This window comes from Pseudohaliea sp., assembly GCF_054552115.1.
In genome coordinates this window covers 1-15,217 of record NZ_JBTOLW010000049.1, presented here as the reverse complement: position 1 = coordinate 15,217, position 15,217 = coordinate 1, and the positions used below count along the sequence as shown (strand labels likewise).

14 protein-coding genes and 1 pseudogene are annotated in these 15,217 nt (G+C 69.4%); 9 read left to right on the top strand and 6 right to left on the bottom strand.

Annotated features, from left to right (window positions below):
• Positions 1 to 113: 113 nt before the first annotated feature.
• Both ACX93N_RS15970 and ACX93N_RS15965 read right to left on the bottom strand, forming a co-directional pair.
• Complete coding sequence (locus ACX93N_RS15970) at positions 114 to 1,235, bottom strand: mitochondrial fission ELM1 family protein (protein WP_459429434.1); 1,122 nt, start codon at positions 1,233 to 1,235, stop codon at positions 114 to 116.
• 3 nt (positions 1,236 to 1,238) lie between these two features.
• Positions 1,239 to 2,180 (bottom strand): sulfotransferase domain-containing protein, encoded by a 942-nt coding sequence (locus ACX93N_RS15965; RefSeq protein ID WP_459429433.1) that lies wholly within the window; start codon positions 2,178 to 2,180, stop codon positions 1,239 to 1,241.
• Positions 2,181 to 2,324: 144 nt separating this feature from the next.
• Between ACX93N_RS15965 and lptF the strand changes: the two genes are divergently transcribed.
• From lptF to ACX93N_RS15945, 4 genes are read left to right on the top strand one after another with little or no spacing between them, the layout of a single operon-like run.
• Positions 2,325 to 3,395, top strand: a complete 1,071-nt coding sequence (gene lptF / locus ACX93N_RS15960) for an LPS export ABC transporter permease LptF (protein WP_459429432.1) — start codon at positions 2,325 to 2,327, stop codon at positions 3,393 to 3,395.
• On the top strand, positions 3,392 to 4,465 hold the full coding sequence (lptG, locus tag ACX93N_RS15955; protein ID WP_459429431.1) for an LPS export ABC transporter permease LptG: 1,074 nt from the start codon (positions 3,392 to 3,394) through the stop codon (positions 4,463 to 4,465). Before lptF ends, lptG begins: the two co-directional genes overlap by 4 nt.
• Before the next feature lie 35 nt (positions 4,466 to 4,500).
• Entirely contained in the window at positions 4,501 to 6,213 is a 1,713-nt protein-coding gene (locus tag ACX93N_RS15950; protein WP_459429430.1) for an ABC transporter ATP-binding protein, read from the top strand.
• Positions 6,210 to 6,605, top strand: a complete 396-nt coding sequence (locus tag ACX93N_RS15945) for a VanZ family protein (RefSeq protein ID WP_459429429.1) — start codon at positions 6,210 to 6,212, stop codon at positions 6,603 to 6,605. Before ACX93N_RS15950 ends, ACX93N_RS15945 begins: the two co-directional genes overlap by 4 nt.
• Before the next feature lie 7 nt (positions 6,606 to 6,612).
• Here the strand turns inward: ACX93N_RS15945 and ACX93N_RS15940 are convergent, their stop codons facing one another.
• Entirely contained in the window at positions 6,613 to 7,722 is a 1,110-nt protein-coding gene (locus tag ACX93N_RS15940) for a mitochondrial fission ELM1 family protein (protein ID WP_459429428.1), read from the bottom strand.
• Between the two features lie 70 nt (positions 7,723 to 7,792).
• Between ACX93N_RS15940 and ACX93N_RS15935 the strand changes: the two genes are divergently transcribed.
• The 5 genes from ACX93N_RS15935 to galE all read left to right on the top strand — a co-directional run bounded on the left by ACX93N_RS15935 (position 7,793) and on the right by galE (position 12,719).
• Positions 7,793 to 8,035 carry an acyl carrier protein gene (locus tag ACX93N_RS15935; RefSeq protein ID WP_459429427.1) on the top strand — a complete coding sequence of 81 codons (243 nt, stop codon included), beginning with the start codon at positions 7,793 to 7,795 and terminating at the stop codon, positions 8,033 to 8,035.
• 76 nt (positions 8,036 to 8,111) lie between these two features.
• Positions 8,112 to 9,311, top strand: a complete 1,200-nt coding sequence (spt, locus tag ACX93N_RS15930) for a serine palmitoyltransferase (RefSeq protein WP_459429426.1) — start codon at positions 8,112 to 8,114, stop codon at positions 9,309 to 9,311.
• Positions 9,311 to 10,564 carry a UDP-N-acetylglucosamine 1-carboxyvinyltransferase gene (murA, locus tag ACX93N_RS15925; protein ID WP_459429425.1) on the top strand — a complete coding sequence of 418 codons (1,254 nt, stop codon included), beginning with the start codon at positions 9,311 to 9,313 and terminating at the stop codon, positions 10,562 to 10,564. The genes spt and murA overlap by 1 nt, the downstream gene beginning before the upstream one ends.
• Before the next feature lie 16 nt (positions 10,565 to 10,580).
• A complete protein-coding gene (locus ACX93N_RS15920; protein ID WP_459429424.1) occupies positions 10,581 to 11,480 on the top strand; it encodes a metallophosphoesterase family protein in 900 nt (299 codons plus the stop codon).
• A gap of 186 nt (positions 11,481 to 11,666) precedes the next feature.
• Positions 11,667 to 12,719 carry a UDP-glucose 4-epimerase GalE gene (gene galE / locus ACX93N_RS15915; RefSeq protein ID WP_459429423.1) on the top strand — a complete coding sequence of 351 codons (1,053 nt, stop codon included), beginning with the start codon at positions 11,667 to 11,669 and terminating at the stop codon, positions 12,717 to 12,719.
• A 244-nt stretch (positions 12,720 to 12,963) separates the two neighbouring features.
• Here the strand turns inward: galE and ACX93N_RS15910 are convergent, their stop codons facing one another.
• The 3 genes and pseudogenes from ACX93N_RS15910 to ACX93N_RS15900 form a co-directional block, all read right to left on the bottom strand.
• Positions 12,964 to 13,530, bottom strand: coding sequence for a PIN domain-containing protein (locus tag ACX93N_RS15910; protein ID WP_459429422.1), 567 nt, complete (start codon positions 13,528 to 13,530; stop codon positions 12,964 to 12,966).
• A gap of 6 nt (positions 13,531 to 13,536) precedes the next feature.
• Positions 13,537 to 13,989 carry a helix-turn-helix domain-containing protein gene (locus ACX93N_RS15905; RefSeq protein ID WP_459429421.1) on the bottom strand — a complete coding sequence of 151 codons (453 nt, stop codon included), beginning with the start codon at positions 13,987 to 13,989 and terminating at the stop codon, positions 13,537 to 13,539.
• 374 nt (positions 13,990 to 14,363) lie between these two features.
• Positions 14,364 to 14,522 (bottom strand): annotated as a pseudogene (locus ACX93N_RS15900) (HipA domain-containing protein); the annotation flags it as partial.
• Positions 14,523 to 15,217: the final 695 nt, after the last annotated feature.

The window sequence follows — 15,217 nt, the reverse complement described above, 5'->3', positions numbered from 1 at the left end:
GAGGCCCTCACGGACCGTGGCCGGCCATGGATGGCCGGCCCCGAGCGCACAGGGATGTGCTTGTAGCGTGTCCGTGAGGGCCTCCCCCGGGTCGCCGGCGCCACCCAAGCCAACTACGGAGTCGCCGAACCCACCTCCGGAAACAGACCACGAACCCGCGCCACCGCCACAGAAAGATCATCCGGCAATGCACCGGACGGCTCAGCCAGCCGGTCACCCGCCCACACCGCCAACCCATGGTCGATGAGTAACCGGTGGAACGCCTGGAAATCCCGCGTGGCGGAGAAGAGCTTGAAGTAGTCGATGCGGTAGATGGCACGGGCGAGGCGCTGGCGCCAGCGGTCGGCGGGGCCGGTGCAGCGGGGGTTGTTAAGCCAGCTGGCGAAGCGGCGGCGCCAGAGGTCCGGGGCGCCGAAGCGGCCGGCGGGTAGTGGGAAAATGGCCAGGGGCCTGCGCAGGCGGGCGACTTCGACCTGCATCGAGATACTGTCACCGGTGACCACGAAGGCATCGGCGCTGCCGAGGAGCGCCCGGTACGGGTTGTCCTCCGGCGGGGCGTCCGCGGACCAGGTGAACAGGCGCGCCTCCGGGGGCAGGTCGCGTTTGAGGACCGCGACCACCTCGGCGGTCGTGCGCCGGCTGGTGGTGATCCAGGGCGTGCCGCCATCCGCGACCACGCGCTTCGCCTCGGCGACCAGCCCGTGCGCGACGCGCTCGTCCATGACAAAGGGGTTGGTCTCGCCGCCGACCAGGAAGGCCACCAGCGGGCGCGGCAGGTCGGCGAAGCGCGGCGCCCAGGCCTCGGCGGCCTCGCGCACGGCGTCTTCAGCCACCTGCATGAAGGGCAGCGCCGTGACCAGCACGTTGGGCAGTGGCGGCATCTGGTTCTCGCCGCTGGCGATCACCAGGTCGAAGTCGTCGAGGAGGCCCGAGGGTTTGCCGACCAGGGCGATCTTCGTGCGGCCGCCGCTTTGCTCCCTGACCCAGAGCGCCGCCATGGAGGGCCGGCGGCCGACGGTGATGATGAGGTCCGGCCAGGGGGGGTCGAGAGGGTCTGAACGCGCCGGGTCCAGGTGCTCGAGGGTGGGCCGGTAGCGCGGCTTGCCGTAGACCCACTGCGGCAGCGGCTGCACGAAGCGGTGCTCCACGGGCCAGCCGAGGGCGTCGACGATCGTGTCCACCTGGCCGTTGTCACCCCGCTTGTCGCCGAGGATGACCCAGGTGCGCGGCGTCACGGCTCAGCCCTGGTCGGCGGCGCTGCCATAGCCGAGGGCGGGGTCGATGCGCGCATCGAGGAGCGCCTCGAGCTCGGCGACCTGCTCCGGGGGGAAGTCCTCGCGGTAGCCGCCGACCTTGCCCCGGCGCACCTTGTAGGTCGTCGGGTCCTTGGCGTTGACGAGCTTCATGCCGCCCTGGCTGAAGGTACCGCTGGTCTCCAGCTTGCGCAGGTTGTCGAAGGAGCCCCACTCCACCGCCTCGCGGATCTCGTCCTCGGAGAAGCTTTCACCGACATGGGCGAGGATCCTGCCGAGGGTCTCCACGGGCTCGGCGCGCAGGTCCTCGTAGCGGACCATGAGGCCTTGCGGCAGTGCGCGCACGTTCCGTGCCCAGCCGTTCTCGTAGTCGATAAGGAACGGCAGGCCGATGTCCGAGTGACGCACGAAGTCCCACAGCTCGACGGTGCGCCGGTCGATGGGGTGGTCGATGCTCGCGTTGATGAGTTCCTGCTTGGCCCGGGACTGGCGCTTGGTGAACTGGTGGTACCAGGACACGGCAATGTCGATAGGGTGACGGGCGAGGAAGACGACCGGCTTGTGCCGCAGCGGGTTGTCCGCCGCGCCCTCCGCCAGGAGCCTGCCCACTTCGCCTTCGTAGCTGTAGCAGCCGTTGGTGGCGGCCAGCCGCGGGATTGCCGGGATCCTGCGGGCGAACTCGTCGGTGTTGATGAGCTTCGATTCCGGCAGGTTGTGGCGCAGCTGGTACAGCCGGCTGATCATCGCCTTCAGCCAGGTGTTGCCGCTTTTCGGGTGGCCGATGATCAGGAAGTTCGCCCGGTGCGCCTTGGACAGCTCGAGCCGGGCCAGGTACCGGCGGCGCAGGCCCACGCGCGCGCCGGCGGGGAGCAGTTCCGTGGGGGCAATGATCAGCGCCTTCTTGACGCCGTCGCTCAGGTTCAGCATGACGATTCCCGGCCCGGGGGCCGCCAGGGTCTTCGGAAAAGCCGCGAATTATGCGGGATGAGGGCCTCCCACGCCACCGGCGGGCCTGTTAAATAAGACCGCGCCGGCACCCGCGGCCGCGCGGAACGGGCTACAATCGCCGCCATGATCATCGAGCGTTACCTGAGCCGGGAAATCCTCCACCCCTTCGGCCTCGGCCTGGGGCTGCTGGTGCTCGTGTTCGTGGGCTACTCGCTGGCGCAGCAACTCACCCTCGCGGCCGCCGGCCAGTTCGACCTGCTCACCGCCGGGCAGCTGGTGCTGCTGCGCACGCTGATCGTCCTCGAGGTCCTGCTGCCGTCGGCGCTGTTCTTCTCCGTGCTCGCCGGCCTCGGCCGGCTTTACCGGGACGCAGAGATGAGCGCGCTCTACGCGGCCGGCGTCAGCCGCCGGCGCGTGCTCGGCGCGGTCTGCCTCCTGGGCCTCGCCATCGCCGCGCTGACCGGGCTCATCTCCATGGAGGGCAGACCCTGGGCCTACCGCGAGAGCTACCGGCTGCAGGCGCAGGCCGCCGCGGAGTTCGACCTGAAGAAAATGGCCACCGGGGAGTTCGTTACCATGGGCGACAGCGACTACACCTTCATCGCCGATGACCTCGACCTCGAGCGCGGGCTGCACAAGTCCGTTTTCCTGCAGAAGCCGCACGGGGACGGGGCCCGGGCAGAGCTCATCTACGCAGCCAGTGCCGCCCTGCCCACGCTGAACCCGAGCGAGCCGCTCACCGCCACCTTCTACGACGGCCACCACTATCTCCTCGACAACCGGGAGCAACTGGATGTGACCACGGACTTCGGCACCCTGACCATCCGCCTGCCCGGCACGGAGGCCCAGGAGCGCTACCGGCGCAAGGCCGAGCCCACCGAGGCGCTGCGCCGCTCCGACCGCCCGAAGGACATCGCCGAGTACCAGTGGCGCGTCACCACGCCGCTGGCCACCGTCCTGCTCGCGCTCATCGCCGTACCGCTGTCGCGGTCGGCGCCGCGGGAGTCGCGCACACGCAGCTTCCTGGTCGCCATCGCCGCCTATGTCTGCCTCTTCGCCATCACCAGCGCCGTACGCACGGGCATGGAACAGGGCACTGTCCCGGAGCTGCCGGGGCTGTGGGGCACCTACGCGGTGTTCGCCGTTTTCCTGGTCCTCCTGCTCCGGCCGCCGCGGCTGCCGCTGCGCCGATGAGCATCCTCACCCGCTACCTCACCGCGGCGCTCCTGCGCGGCTGGCTCATCACCTTCCTGGTGGTCGCCGCCGTGTTCGGGCTGCTCGCCTTCATCGACGAGCTCGACGCGGCCCAGGGCGACTACGGCGCCCTGGCGGTAGCGCGCTATACGCTCATGGTGCTGCCGCAGCAGCTTCTCTCGCTGACACCGGTGATCCTTCTCCTCGGCACGATCATCGCGCTCGCGGGGCTGCAGAAAGGCTCGGAGCTGACGGTGATCAGCTGCGCCGGCGTGCCGATCAGCCGCCTGCTCCTCGCCATTGCCGTGCCCACGGCGGTGCTGGCGCTGCTGCTCTGGGTCGGCATGGAGACCGTGACCGCACCGCTGCACCAGCGCGCCGAGGCCCTGCGCCTGAAGCTGCGCTACGACAACCCGCACACGCTGCCCGCCGGCGGGGTCTGGTCCAGGAGCGGCCACCGCTACATCCACCTCGGCACCATGCGCGAGGAGCGCGTGCCCGCGGAGATCGCCCTCTACGAGTTTGACGCCGAGGGCCGCCTCGAGCGCGCCATTCACGCCGCCACGGCGACCGTCGGCGACGACCGCCGCTGGCGCTTCGAGGACGTGCAGGAAAAGGTCCGCGCGGATGGCCGGCTGCGCACCCAGCGCCTCGACAGCCTGGTGATCGACAACCTGTGGGCCCGGCGCGAGCTGCCGGTGCTCTCGCTGTCACCGGAGAGCATGCGCCTGTCTGTGCTCTACGGCTATGGCACCTACCTGGCCGCCAATGCGCGGGATGCGCGCAGTTACCTGAACACCTTCTGGCAGCGCCTGGCCCTGCCCCTGACCGCCGCGGCCATGGTGCTGCTGGCAACACCGGTGAGCGCCCAGCTCGGCTCCCGCCGGGGTAACGCGGTGGGCGTGAACCTCGCCCTGGGCGCACTGATCGGCATCGGCTTCTACCTGGGCTCGCAGATCCTCTTCGCCCTGGGCACGCTGCTCGGCCTGCCGCCGCTGCTCGTGGCGCTGCTGCCGGCGCTGGCCATCACCGCCTGTGCCGTGCTGCTCTTGCGGCGCATGCACTGGTAGACTGGCGCGCCCACGCCCGAGGACCCCCACCCGCCATGCGCCTGATGCTCAGCTTTTTCCGCAGCTACCGCGGCCCCACGCTGCTCATGCTGCTGGCGCTGCTGCTCTCCGGCCTGGCCGAGGGCGTGGGCCTGTCCGCCCTGCTGCCGCTATTGAACATCGCCCTGGGCAGCGGTCGTCTCACCGGCGGGGCCGCGGAACCGCCCTCCGGCTACGAGCAGGTGGTGCTCGATGCCCTGGATGGCCTCGGCATCGCCACCACCCTCGGCAACATGCTGCTCATCGTCCTCGCCGGCGTCTTCCTGAAGAGCGTCTTCCTCCTCGCCGCCCAGCGCCAGGTCGGCTATACCGCGGCGCAGGTCGGCACGGACCTGCGCCTGCAGATGCTCCGCGCGGTGCTGCGCAGCCGCTGGGAGTACTTCCTGCACCAGCCCGCGGGCAAGCTCACCAACGCCCTGGCCACGGAGGCCGAGCGTTCCTCCCAGTCCTTCGTCCACGGCGCCACGGCGATCACCTTCCTGATCCAGTCGCTCATCTATGGCAGCGTCGCCTTCGCCCTGTCCTGGCGCGCCTCCCTGGTGGCCATCGTCGCCGGCGCCATCGTCATCGGCCTGTCACACTTCCTCGTGCGCATCACCCGCCGCGCCGGGCGCAAGCAGACGCGCATGCTGACCTCCCTGGTCGGCAACCTCACCGACATCCTCCAGTCCGTGAAGCCGATCAAGGCCATGGCCCGGGAGGAGCGCGCCGACCAGGTGCTCGCCGAGGATACCCGGCAGCTGAACCGCGCGCTGCGCCGGCAGGTACTGGCCTCGGCGCTGCTGGACTCGGCCCAGGAGCTGATGTTCGCGATTTTCATCTGCCTCGGCATCTACGCGGCGCTCGAGGTGTTCCAGATGGAGCTGCCGAAGGTGATGGTCCTGGTCGTTGCCCTCGGCCGCGCCTTCTCCTTCCTCGGCAAGGTGCAGAAGCAGTACCAGAAGCTCATGCAGGGCGAGAGCGCCTACTGGGCCATGCTCGACAGCATCGCCGAGGCCGGCGGCGCCGCCGAGGCGAGCGGCGGTGCCGCGCCGGCGCCCCTGGCGGAGGGCATCGCTTTCCGCGACGTCGGCTTTGCCTACGACGACCGGCACCCGGTCTTCGACGGGCTTGCCCTGGAGATCCCGGCCGGCTCCCTCACCACCCTGGTAGGCCCCTCGGGGACCGGCAAGACGACCCTGGTGGATCTCACCATCGGCCTGCTGCAGCCAACCCGGGGCGAGGTCTGCATCGACGGCAGGCCGCTGGCGACGCTGGACGCCCGCGCCTGGCGCCGGCAGATCGGCTACGTGCCGCAGGACACCGTGCTGCTCCATGCGAGCATCCTGCAGAACGTGACCCTCGACGATCCGGCCCTGAGCCGCGCGGATGCCGAGCAGGCGCTGCGCGATGCCGGCGCCTGGGAATTCGTCGCGGCGACGCCGCAGGGCATGGATACGGTCGTGGGCGAGCGCGGCGGCAAGCTCTCCGGCGGCCAGCGCCAGCGCATCGTCATCGCCCGGGCGCTGATCAACCACCCGCGGCTCCTGATCCTCGACGAAGCCACCAGCGCCCTCGACCCGGCGAGCGAGCAGGCCGTGCGCCAGACCATGGAGCGGCTCAAGGGCCAACTGACCATCCTCGCCATCTCCCACAACCGCGGGATGATCGACGCGGCGGACCGCGTCTACCGGCTGCAGGACGGCCGGGCGGCGCGGGGTACGGCGTGATCAGAACGCCGCGCTGGACACGCCTCGCCGCGGCGCTGCTCCTGACCGCGGTCGTGGTGCTTCTGTCCGTGCTGCCGGGCGTCGCCGCGCAGGGCGACGAACAGTTCCAGTGGAACGTCGAAGCCGTTCCTTCGGCACTGCAGAACAGCATGCACCTGGTGCTCTACGGGATGCTGTTCTGCGGCTGGGCGTGGGCGGTGGCAGAAGCCCCATCACAGGCACGGAGGCTGCTCGTTGCCGGTGCGCTCGTCGGCCTCGGCCTGGGCCTGGAATGGGTGCAGCTACAGGTACCCGGGCGCTTCGCCTCCGTGCTCGACGCCGCCTTGAACACGGCCGGCGTGCTTTGCGGCTACGTCGCCTGGCAGGCCTGGCGCGGACGCGCGGAATCCTGATCCGTCGTCAGGTGCCCAGCACCAGGCTCCGGATGCGCGCGACGGCCCGCTCGAGATCCGCGGAGCGGGCCGCGGCCCGCACGCCCGGGGCGGCGACCACCGGGCCCACGTCCTCCAGCCACTCGGCAAGGTTCGCCTCCACCAGGGCGCGGTGCACCAGGGTAATGTCCCGGCTCAGTTCCTGCGGGAACCAGCGCATGAGCAGGCGGTAGAGGGCCGCGCCAGGGCGCGGGTCCTGGGGACCGGCCGCGGTGCCTGCCATGCCCGCGTCCCGGCGCATCCCGCCGAGATCGAAGAGCGCCACGGGCCGCCCCGTGCCGCAGGCCTCCGACAGCATGGCGATGCTGTCGCCGGTGACGATGAACGCGTCCGCCAGGGCGAGGATGCCCGCGTAGGGATTGTCGGGGGAGGCGCCGTAGCGGTGCAGGAAGTGCGGGCAGGTGTGCACGCCGCCGCTGCCGGCCAGCCCCCGTTCCAGCACCTCGGTCACCGCCGGTCGCGTGCGCGCGCTGGTCGTCACCAGCAGCGAACCGCCGCAGTCCCGGGCCCGGGCGACGGCCTGCTCGAGGAGCCGCGACGCGGCGCGGGGGCCGAGGGTATAGGGCCCGCTGTCGCCACCGACGAGCACACCGATCCACGGCCGCGGCAGCGGCGCGAAGCGGGCCGCCCAGGTCTCGCCGGCGCGCTGCAGGCGCCGGCCCTCGAGGCCGTGCACGGTGAGCTCGTTGTGCAGCACCCGCGGGTGCGCCGGCACCCGGTACTGGGGCGTGGTGACCAGCAGGTCGAAGGCGTCAAGCGGGCCCCAGGGCTTGCCCACGTGCACGTAGCGCGTCATCCCGCCCGAGGCCTCGCGCAGCCAGCGGCCGAGGGGCTCGTTGCGCACCCCGGCGGTGATCACCAGGCCCGGCCAGGGCGCCGTGAAGGCGCGGCGCGAGCGGCGGCGCAAGCCCGCCAGCGAGGTCTGGCGCAGCAGGTGCGGCCAGACCGCCCAGGGGCGGTACTCCGGGCTGATCGTCTCGAGCGGCCAGGCGAGCTCGGACGCGGCCGCCTCGGCGAGGGCGCGCACCTGCCCGCGCTCGCCGGCACGGTAAGCGTCGATCAACCAAATGGCTGGCATTGGGGGGAGTCCATGGGTATAGTGCGCCGGAATCTAGCGCCTGGGCGGCGCCCGCGCAAGGAGGACGGCCGTGGCCGATTACCAGAGCTGCCTCGCGTTCCTGTGTGAACTGCTGCAGAAGTACAACCGAAAGCGCGTGATGATCAACGAGAACACCGGCCTGGTCGCCGACCTGGGCCTCAGTTCCCTCGAGGTCATGGAGGTGATCGAGCAGATCGAGGACCATTACGACATCTCGATCCCGCTCAACATCCTGCCGGACGTCAATACCGTGGCGGACCTGGCGCACAAGATCCGCGACCTCAACCCCTGAGCCGCCCGGCGCCCCCTCACTCCACCGAGGCCTATCGAGGGCATCGCAGCGAGGGCATCACAGCGAGGGCAACAGCATGCTCCTGGACAAATTCAAGGAAATGGCGGCGTTCCAGGCGGAACTCCGCGACCGCAGGCTGAAGGCCTTCGGCGCCGTCACCGACGAGATCCTCACCGCCACCGAGGGGGTCGTCGAGGGCCGCCGGGTGATCCTCGCCGGCACCAACAACTACCTCGGGCTGTCGGCGGACCCGCGCTGCATCGAGGCGTCCCGCGCGGCCGCGAACCGCTGGGGCACCGGCACCACGGGCTCGCGCCTCGCCAACGGCAGCTTCGCCGAGCACCAGGCCCTCGAGGCGGAACTCGCCGCCTTCTATGGCGTCGGTCACGCCATCTGCTTCTCCACCGGCTACGCGGCGACCATGGGCACCTGCGCCACCCTCGCCGGGCCCGGCGACGTCATCCTCCTCGACGCCGACAGCCACTCCAGCATCTATTCCGGGGTGAAGCTCTCGGGCGCGGAGGTCATCCGCTACCGCCACAGCGATACCGGCGACCTCGCCAAGCGCCTGCGCCGCCTCGGCGACCGGGCCGCGAACACGCTCATCGTCGCCGAGGGCATCTACAGCATGCTCGGCGACATCGCGCCGCTTTCGGAGATCGCCGAGCTCAAGCGCGAGTACGGCGCCATGCTGCTGGTCGACGAGGCGCACTCGCTCGGCGTGCTCGGCGAGCGCGGCCGCGGCGCGGCCGAAGCGGCGGGCGTGGAAGACGCCGTGGACTTCACCGTGGGCACCTTCTCCAAGAGCCTCGGCGGTATCGGCGGCTTCTGCGTCAGCCCGCACCCGGAACTCGAGGACGTGCGCTACTGCATCCGCGCCTACATCTTCACCGCCTCGTCCACCCCGTCGGTGGTTGCCTCGACGCGCCGGGCGCTGCAGATCCTCCGCGACGAGCCCGAACTGCGCGAGCGGCTCTGGGACAACGCCCGGCGCCTCTACGACGGGCTCAAGGCCCTCGGCCTCGCCGTGGGGCCGGTGCCGAGCCCGGTGGTTGCGGTCGAGTTCGAGGACCGGGAGGCAGCCATGGCCGCCTGGCAGCAGCTGTTCGACAACGGTGTCTACGTCAATCTCGTGGTGCCGCCGGCCTCGCCGAGCACCAACTACCTCCTGCGCAACAGCATGAGCGCCGCCCATACCCCCGAGCAGGTCGACCGGATCATCGACGCCTACCGCGGCCTCATCGACGCGGGTCTCGTCACCCCCGACGCCGCCTGATGGACCGCCTGCTCATTACCGGGAACGGCCCCCTCACCGGCGAGGTGGCCATCGCCGGCGCCAAGAACGCCGCCCTCCCGGTGCTCGCCGCGGCGCTCCTCGGCAACTCGCCGCTCACCGTGAGCAATGTGCCCGCGGTGCGCGACATCGACACGGCACTCAGGCTCCTCGAGCTCCTCGGCTGCCGCATCGGGCGCGAGGATGCCAGCGTGCACATCGACGCCGGGGCCGTGCACAGCGTGCGCGCGCCCTACGAGCTCGTGAAAACAATGCGCGGGGCCATTCTCCTTCTCGGCCCGCTGCTCGCCCGCTTCGGCAGCGCGGACGTCTCCCTGCCGGGGGGCTGCGCCATCGGCTCGCGGCCCGTGAACGAGCACATCGAGGGCCTGCGCGCCATGGGCGCGGACATCCGCATCGAGAACGGCTACATCAAGGCGCAGGCGGCGCGCCTGCGCGGCTGCCACTACGCCTTTGACGTACCGTCGGTCACGGGTACGGAGAACCTGATGATGGCCGCCGCCCTCGCCGACGGCGAGACCGTGCTGGAGAACGCCGCCATGGAGCCGGAGATCGGCGATCTGGCGCGGCTGCTCGGCGCCATGGGCGCGCACATCGAAGGCGCCGGATCCAGCGTCGTGCGCATCGCCGGCAGGCCCGCGCTCACCGGCGCCAGCCACCGGGTACCGCCGGACCGTATCGAGACCGGTACCTTCCTCGCCGCGGCCGCCGCCACGCGCGGCAGCGTGACGCTGCGCAATACGGACCCGTCCTTCCTGCAGCATGTGCTCACCAAGCTGCAGGCCAGCGGCCTCGACCTGCGCTGGGGCGATGACTGGATCACCCTCGACAGCGGCGGCCGGCGCTGCCAAGCCATGCACATTTCCACCGCGCCCTACCCCGGCTTCCCGACCGACCTGCAGGCCCAGTTCATGGCGGTGAACGCGCTCGCCGAGGGCAGCGCGACGGTGGTGGAGAACATCTTCGAGAACCGCTTCATGCACGTGGCGGAACTCAAGCGCATGGGCGCCGCCATCGACCTGCAGGGCAACACGGCCATCGTCCAGGGCCGGGAGCGGCTGCAGGGCGCGCCGGTCATGGCCACCGACCTGCGCGCCTCGGCGGGCCTGGTCATCGCCGCCCTCGCGGCGGATGGCGAGACCACCATCGACCGGGTCTACCACCTGGACCGCGGCTACGCCGGCATCGACGACAAGCTGGCGTCCCTCGGCGGCATCATCCGCCGTATCCACTGACGGGCACGCCGCGGCCGTGGCCCGGGACTTCGTCCATCTCTCCGATCTGCACCTGACCTCCCTCGCCGGGGTGTCGGCGCGGGAGCTCTTCTCCAAGCGCCTCCTCGGCTACCTGTCCTGGCGCCGCCGCCGGCGCCTCGAGCACCGGCGGGAGCGTCTCGATGCGCTGGTCGCGGACTTCGCCGGCGACGACACAGCGCAGATCGTGATCACCGGCGACCTTACCCACATCGGGCTGGAGCGCGAGTTCCGGGCGGCCGCCGAGTGGCTCGCCGCGTTGGCGCCGCCGGCGCGGGTCGCCCTGGTCCCGGGCAACCACGACGCCACGGTGCCCGCCAGCCTCGCCTACCAGGCCCGCTACTGGGCCGACTACCTGGCCGGAGACGACGGCCCCGGCTACCCCACGCTGCGGGTGCGCGGCGAGCTCGCCTTCATCGGCCTCGACAGCGCCGTGGCCACGGCGCCGGGGCTGGCCACCGGGCGCGTCGACGGCGCGCAGCTCGCCCGCCTGCCCGCCCTCCTCGCGGCGTGCCGGGAGCGGGGACTGTTCCGGGTGGTCTACCTGCATCACTGCCCGCTCGCCGGCGTGGATTCGCGGCGCAAGCACCTGGTGAACCATGCGGCGGTGGCGGGAACGATCGCCGCCGGCGGCGCCGAGCTGGTGCTGCACGGCCACGGCCACCGCGACCAGCGGCACGAACTGGACACCGTCGACGGTGCGGCCCCGGTGATCGCGGCGCCCTCGGCCTCTGCCGAGGGCCGCAGCGACCGGCCGGCGGCGGCCTATCACCGCTTCGCCGTGGCACGCACCGAGGCGGGCTGGGAACTCAGCATCAGCACCCGGGGCTTCGGCCCGGGCGCGGCTACCATCGCAACGCTGCAGGAGGAGAGGCGCGCGCTGCAACGCGCCCGCTGAAGGCTCGATCCCCTGTACTGAAGGATCATCGGCTGTCGCCGACAGCACCGGGCGGGACCGTTTGCAACGCAGCGCGCCCGGGGCAGCCCGCGCCTGGGCAGCCCGCGCCTGGGCAGCCCGCGCCTGTTCGCCCCCGGCTGTTGCAGGTATGCTCCCTGCCGGGCTCGAAACACACGGAGATCATGCGTGACCGCGACCAGGGTGTTGCTGACAGGCGGGGCAGGCTATATCGGCTCTCACACCTGCCTGGAGTTAATGGCCAGCGGCCTCGAGGTGGTGCTGCTGGATAATTTCAGCAACAGCTCGCCAGCGGTGCTGCCACGCCTCGAGAAGCTCGCGGGCAGACCAATCCGCTGCCGGCGGGCCGACCTTCGCGATGAGGCGGGCCTTGCCGCCGCGCTGGCCGAGGAGCAGCCCGGCGCGGTGATTCACTTTGCCGGCCTCAAGGCGGTGGGCGAATCTGTCGCACAGCCTCTCGAGTACTACGACAACAATGTCCAGGGAACCCTGTGCCTGCTGCGCGCGATGCGCCGCAGCGGCGTGCGGCAGCTGGTCTTCAGCTCCTCGGCCACCGTGTACGGGGACCCTGTGAGCGTGCCCATCGACGAGGGCTTTCCACTCAGCGCCACCAATCCCTACGGGCGCAGCAAGCTGTTCATCGAGGAGATCCTGCGCGACCTGGTGCGCGCCGAACCCGACTGGCGGGTAGCGCTGCTGCGCTACTTCAACCCGGTGGGCGCCCACCCGAGCGGCATGATCGGCGAGGATCCCGCCGGCCCGCCCAACAACCTCATGCCCTACATTGCCCAGGTTGCGTCGGGCAGGCGCGAGTACCTGTCGGTGTTCGGTGACGACTATCCCACCGGCGACGGCACCGGCGTGCGCGATTACATCCACGTCTGCGACCTCGCGGCCGGGCACGGGGCGGCACTGACTGCCCTGCAGCGTCCCGGGCTGATGCCTTCCGGCGAGCCGCTGGTGGTGAACCTCGGCACCGGCCGCGGCTACTCCGTGCTAGAGGTCGTCGCCGCTTTCGAGCGGGCGAGCGGGCGCGCCATTCCCTACCGCATCAGCGATCGCCGCCCGGGAGATATCGCGACCTGCTACGCCGACCCGGCCTTTGCGGCGCGCTGCCTGAACTGGCGCGCACGGCGCAATCTCGACGCGATGTGTGCCGATACCTGGCGCTGGCAGCGCCTCAACCCGCACGGCTACGCCGGCGAACCATCAACGGAATAACAGCGCCTGCTGCTTCGCTTTGGCCGCCTTCAGGCAGTGTCCTGCCCCGGAATCGGGCGGCGCTCTCTCACCCGTTCTCGCTGAGCGCCTCGCCGAGGGCACCCACCAGGCGCTCGATCTCTTCCGGCTCGATCACACTTTTCCCGACACCTTTTCCCGACACCCTACTCCTCCCGTGCGGGCGCGGCGTAACCTTGTCTTTCTGGAGCGGTACTCCACGATTGCAAGGCATGCAGGACGGCACTCAGAGAAAACGCTCGAAAGCTCGAAGCCTCGAAACAGTCTGCGGCAGCTGCTGCTTCTGTAGCGTGGCCAGGAAATCTGACACCGAAAACGCCGGGTTCCTCAATGCGAGTCGTTGCCGCCGCAATGCTTCGCAGCAGACCGCCGGCGCCATAGCAACCTGGTAACAGATGAAATCGTCCGGATGCAGGACATCGATGCCGTAGGGTGCCAGCGCATCCGTCGGGAAATCCTTCAAGTTGAAAGACACGATCGCATCGGCGTTACAACGGATGGCAGCGGCAAGTACATGGCGGTCGTCAGGATCTGGCAGATCCAGCGTGTCAATCAGGGGTTCGTAGCCGGTGACCAGCGCGTCGCGAACATGCGCGTCCATAAGTGCGCGCACCTGCTCCAATTTCTCCCGCTGCTGTATTCCCTGGCGAACTAACGCAGCAATCCACTCGTCATGAATCCGGTCGGTCCAGTGAGCCTTGAAGAGGTCCGTGAGCGCCAGCCGTAGCAGGACATCGCGCAACGGCGCTGGATACAGGACACAGGCGTCGTAGACAACGGTGAACTTCGACACCCTCGATCAGTAACCCATGTCTTCCTGTTGTGACAGCTCAGTCAGACGATCCAGCGCATCGACCCTCTGACGGTCGACCTTTTCCCTGTACGCCAGGACATCCTCGAGCCGCACCCGGCGATGCGAACCGACCTTGTGGTGTGCAATCTCTCCTTTCTCGAGCAGCCCCACGAGGAAAGGCCTGCTCACATTGAGGAGTGAGGCAGCTTCCTGCGTGCTCAGTTCCTGATGCCGGGGGATCAGGCTGATGGCGTTGCCCTGGGACATTTCCGAGAGCACCGTCAGCAGCATCTGCAGGGCATGGCCCGGCAGGACCAGTTCGTCTGACTCTCCATTGCTGCCCCGCAGTGTCATGTGCACTCGGTCCGTGTCCGCGTACTTGGCCAGCGTTCGACTCGACGTCTTGGCCTCCTCCATTTCGTCGGGTGTCGGCAGGTGAACAACATTGTGTGCTGTCATCGAGGATCTCCTTAAGGCGCCGGCGCCAACTGATCGCTGGCAGCCCAGGCACCAAAGGATAGTCGAAATAAACGAAACAGCAATAAGGCTGGCAAGAGCGCCTCGATACGAGGCCTCAGTGAACTCGCCCGTTCTCGCTGAGCGCCTCGCCGAGGGCACCCACCAGGCGCTCGATCTCTTCCGGCTCGATCACGAAGGGCAGGCGCACACTGACCGGGGCCCGCTAACGGGCGCTGCCGGAGCGCAACGAATCCGGTAGCTTTCCGGCCAAGGCCCTTACCCAACGAGCCTTTGCCCGTGGCGGCAGCGCTGTTACCGCACAGCAAAAGGACACACGCGTGCTGTCGTGAGCCCGCTAAAGCGCTCGTAAAGCCGTGGTTGCGGAGGTGGTCATCCACGTTGGAGACCAGGATGTTGAAGACCATGCGCCTGAATAACTCGGCCGCATCGGCCCGTGCCCGCGCACCATGGCGGCCCAGTTCATCCACGATTTCCGGGTAGCTGCCGCGCTCACCGTCGCGCGTCTGAAGCATTGCCAGCTCCCCCTTCGCGCTGCGAACCGACGCCTTCGGCCGCGCACCTCCCAGGGAGGACCCCGGTGCAAGGATCATGTCCAGGGCGTCGTCAACAGCGTCCTCTCTATCCACCCGTAGCGCGCTGTCCATCAGCACACCCAACTGAACGAGGCGTGGTACCCCGGCGGTCGCAGGCGCCTGGAAATCGAGATCACCCGGACGCTTGAAACGGAGCGCGCCCATCCGCGCAATATCAGTCACCCCCAGGAGGTAGTCGATTTCCTGCAGGGTCCGCGGTGCACGGCCTTCATCGCGAGCGAGGCGCCGCTCACTGCGCTGCAACAGGCGCCTCCCCCAGGTGTTCGGTGCGGAATCGCCGATCGAACCGAAAACGTCGACCCCGGGCGCTGGATGGAAAGTACCGCGACCTAGCTGTGATCTCTCAATAGGTTGTTCATTCGGGACTTACCCGGAAAATTGGAGGTGCGACCCATCCCAATGATCTGGAGCCCGAATGAACAACCACAAGAATGCCCGCTTGACCGTCCATAGTCGACTGGTAATCGTCCGTCGTGTTAGCCCAAAGCAGTAATGTCCCCTCTGCCCAATTTTAAAATGTCCCCTTTTTGGTTTTTGGAGGGGCATGGTGACGGAGCGCATTACCATGAGCAGGCGGGAGGTGGATCGGCTGGGTGTGATTCAGGCTGTAGCAG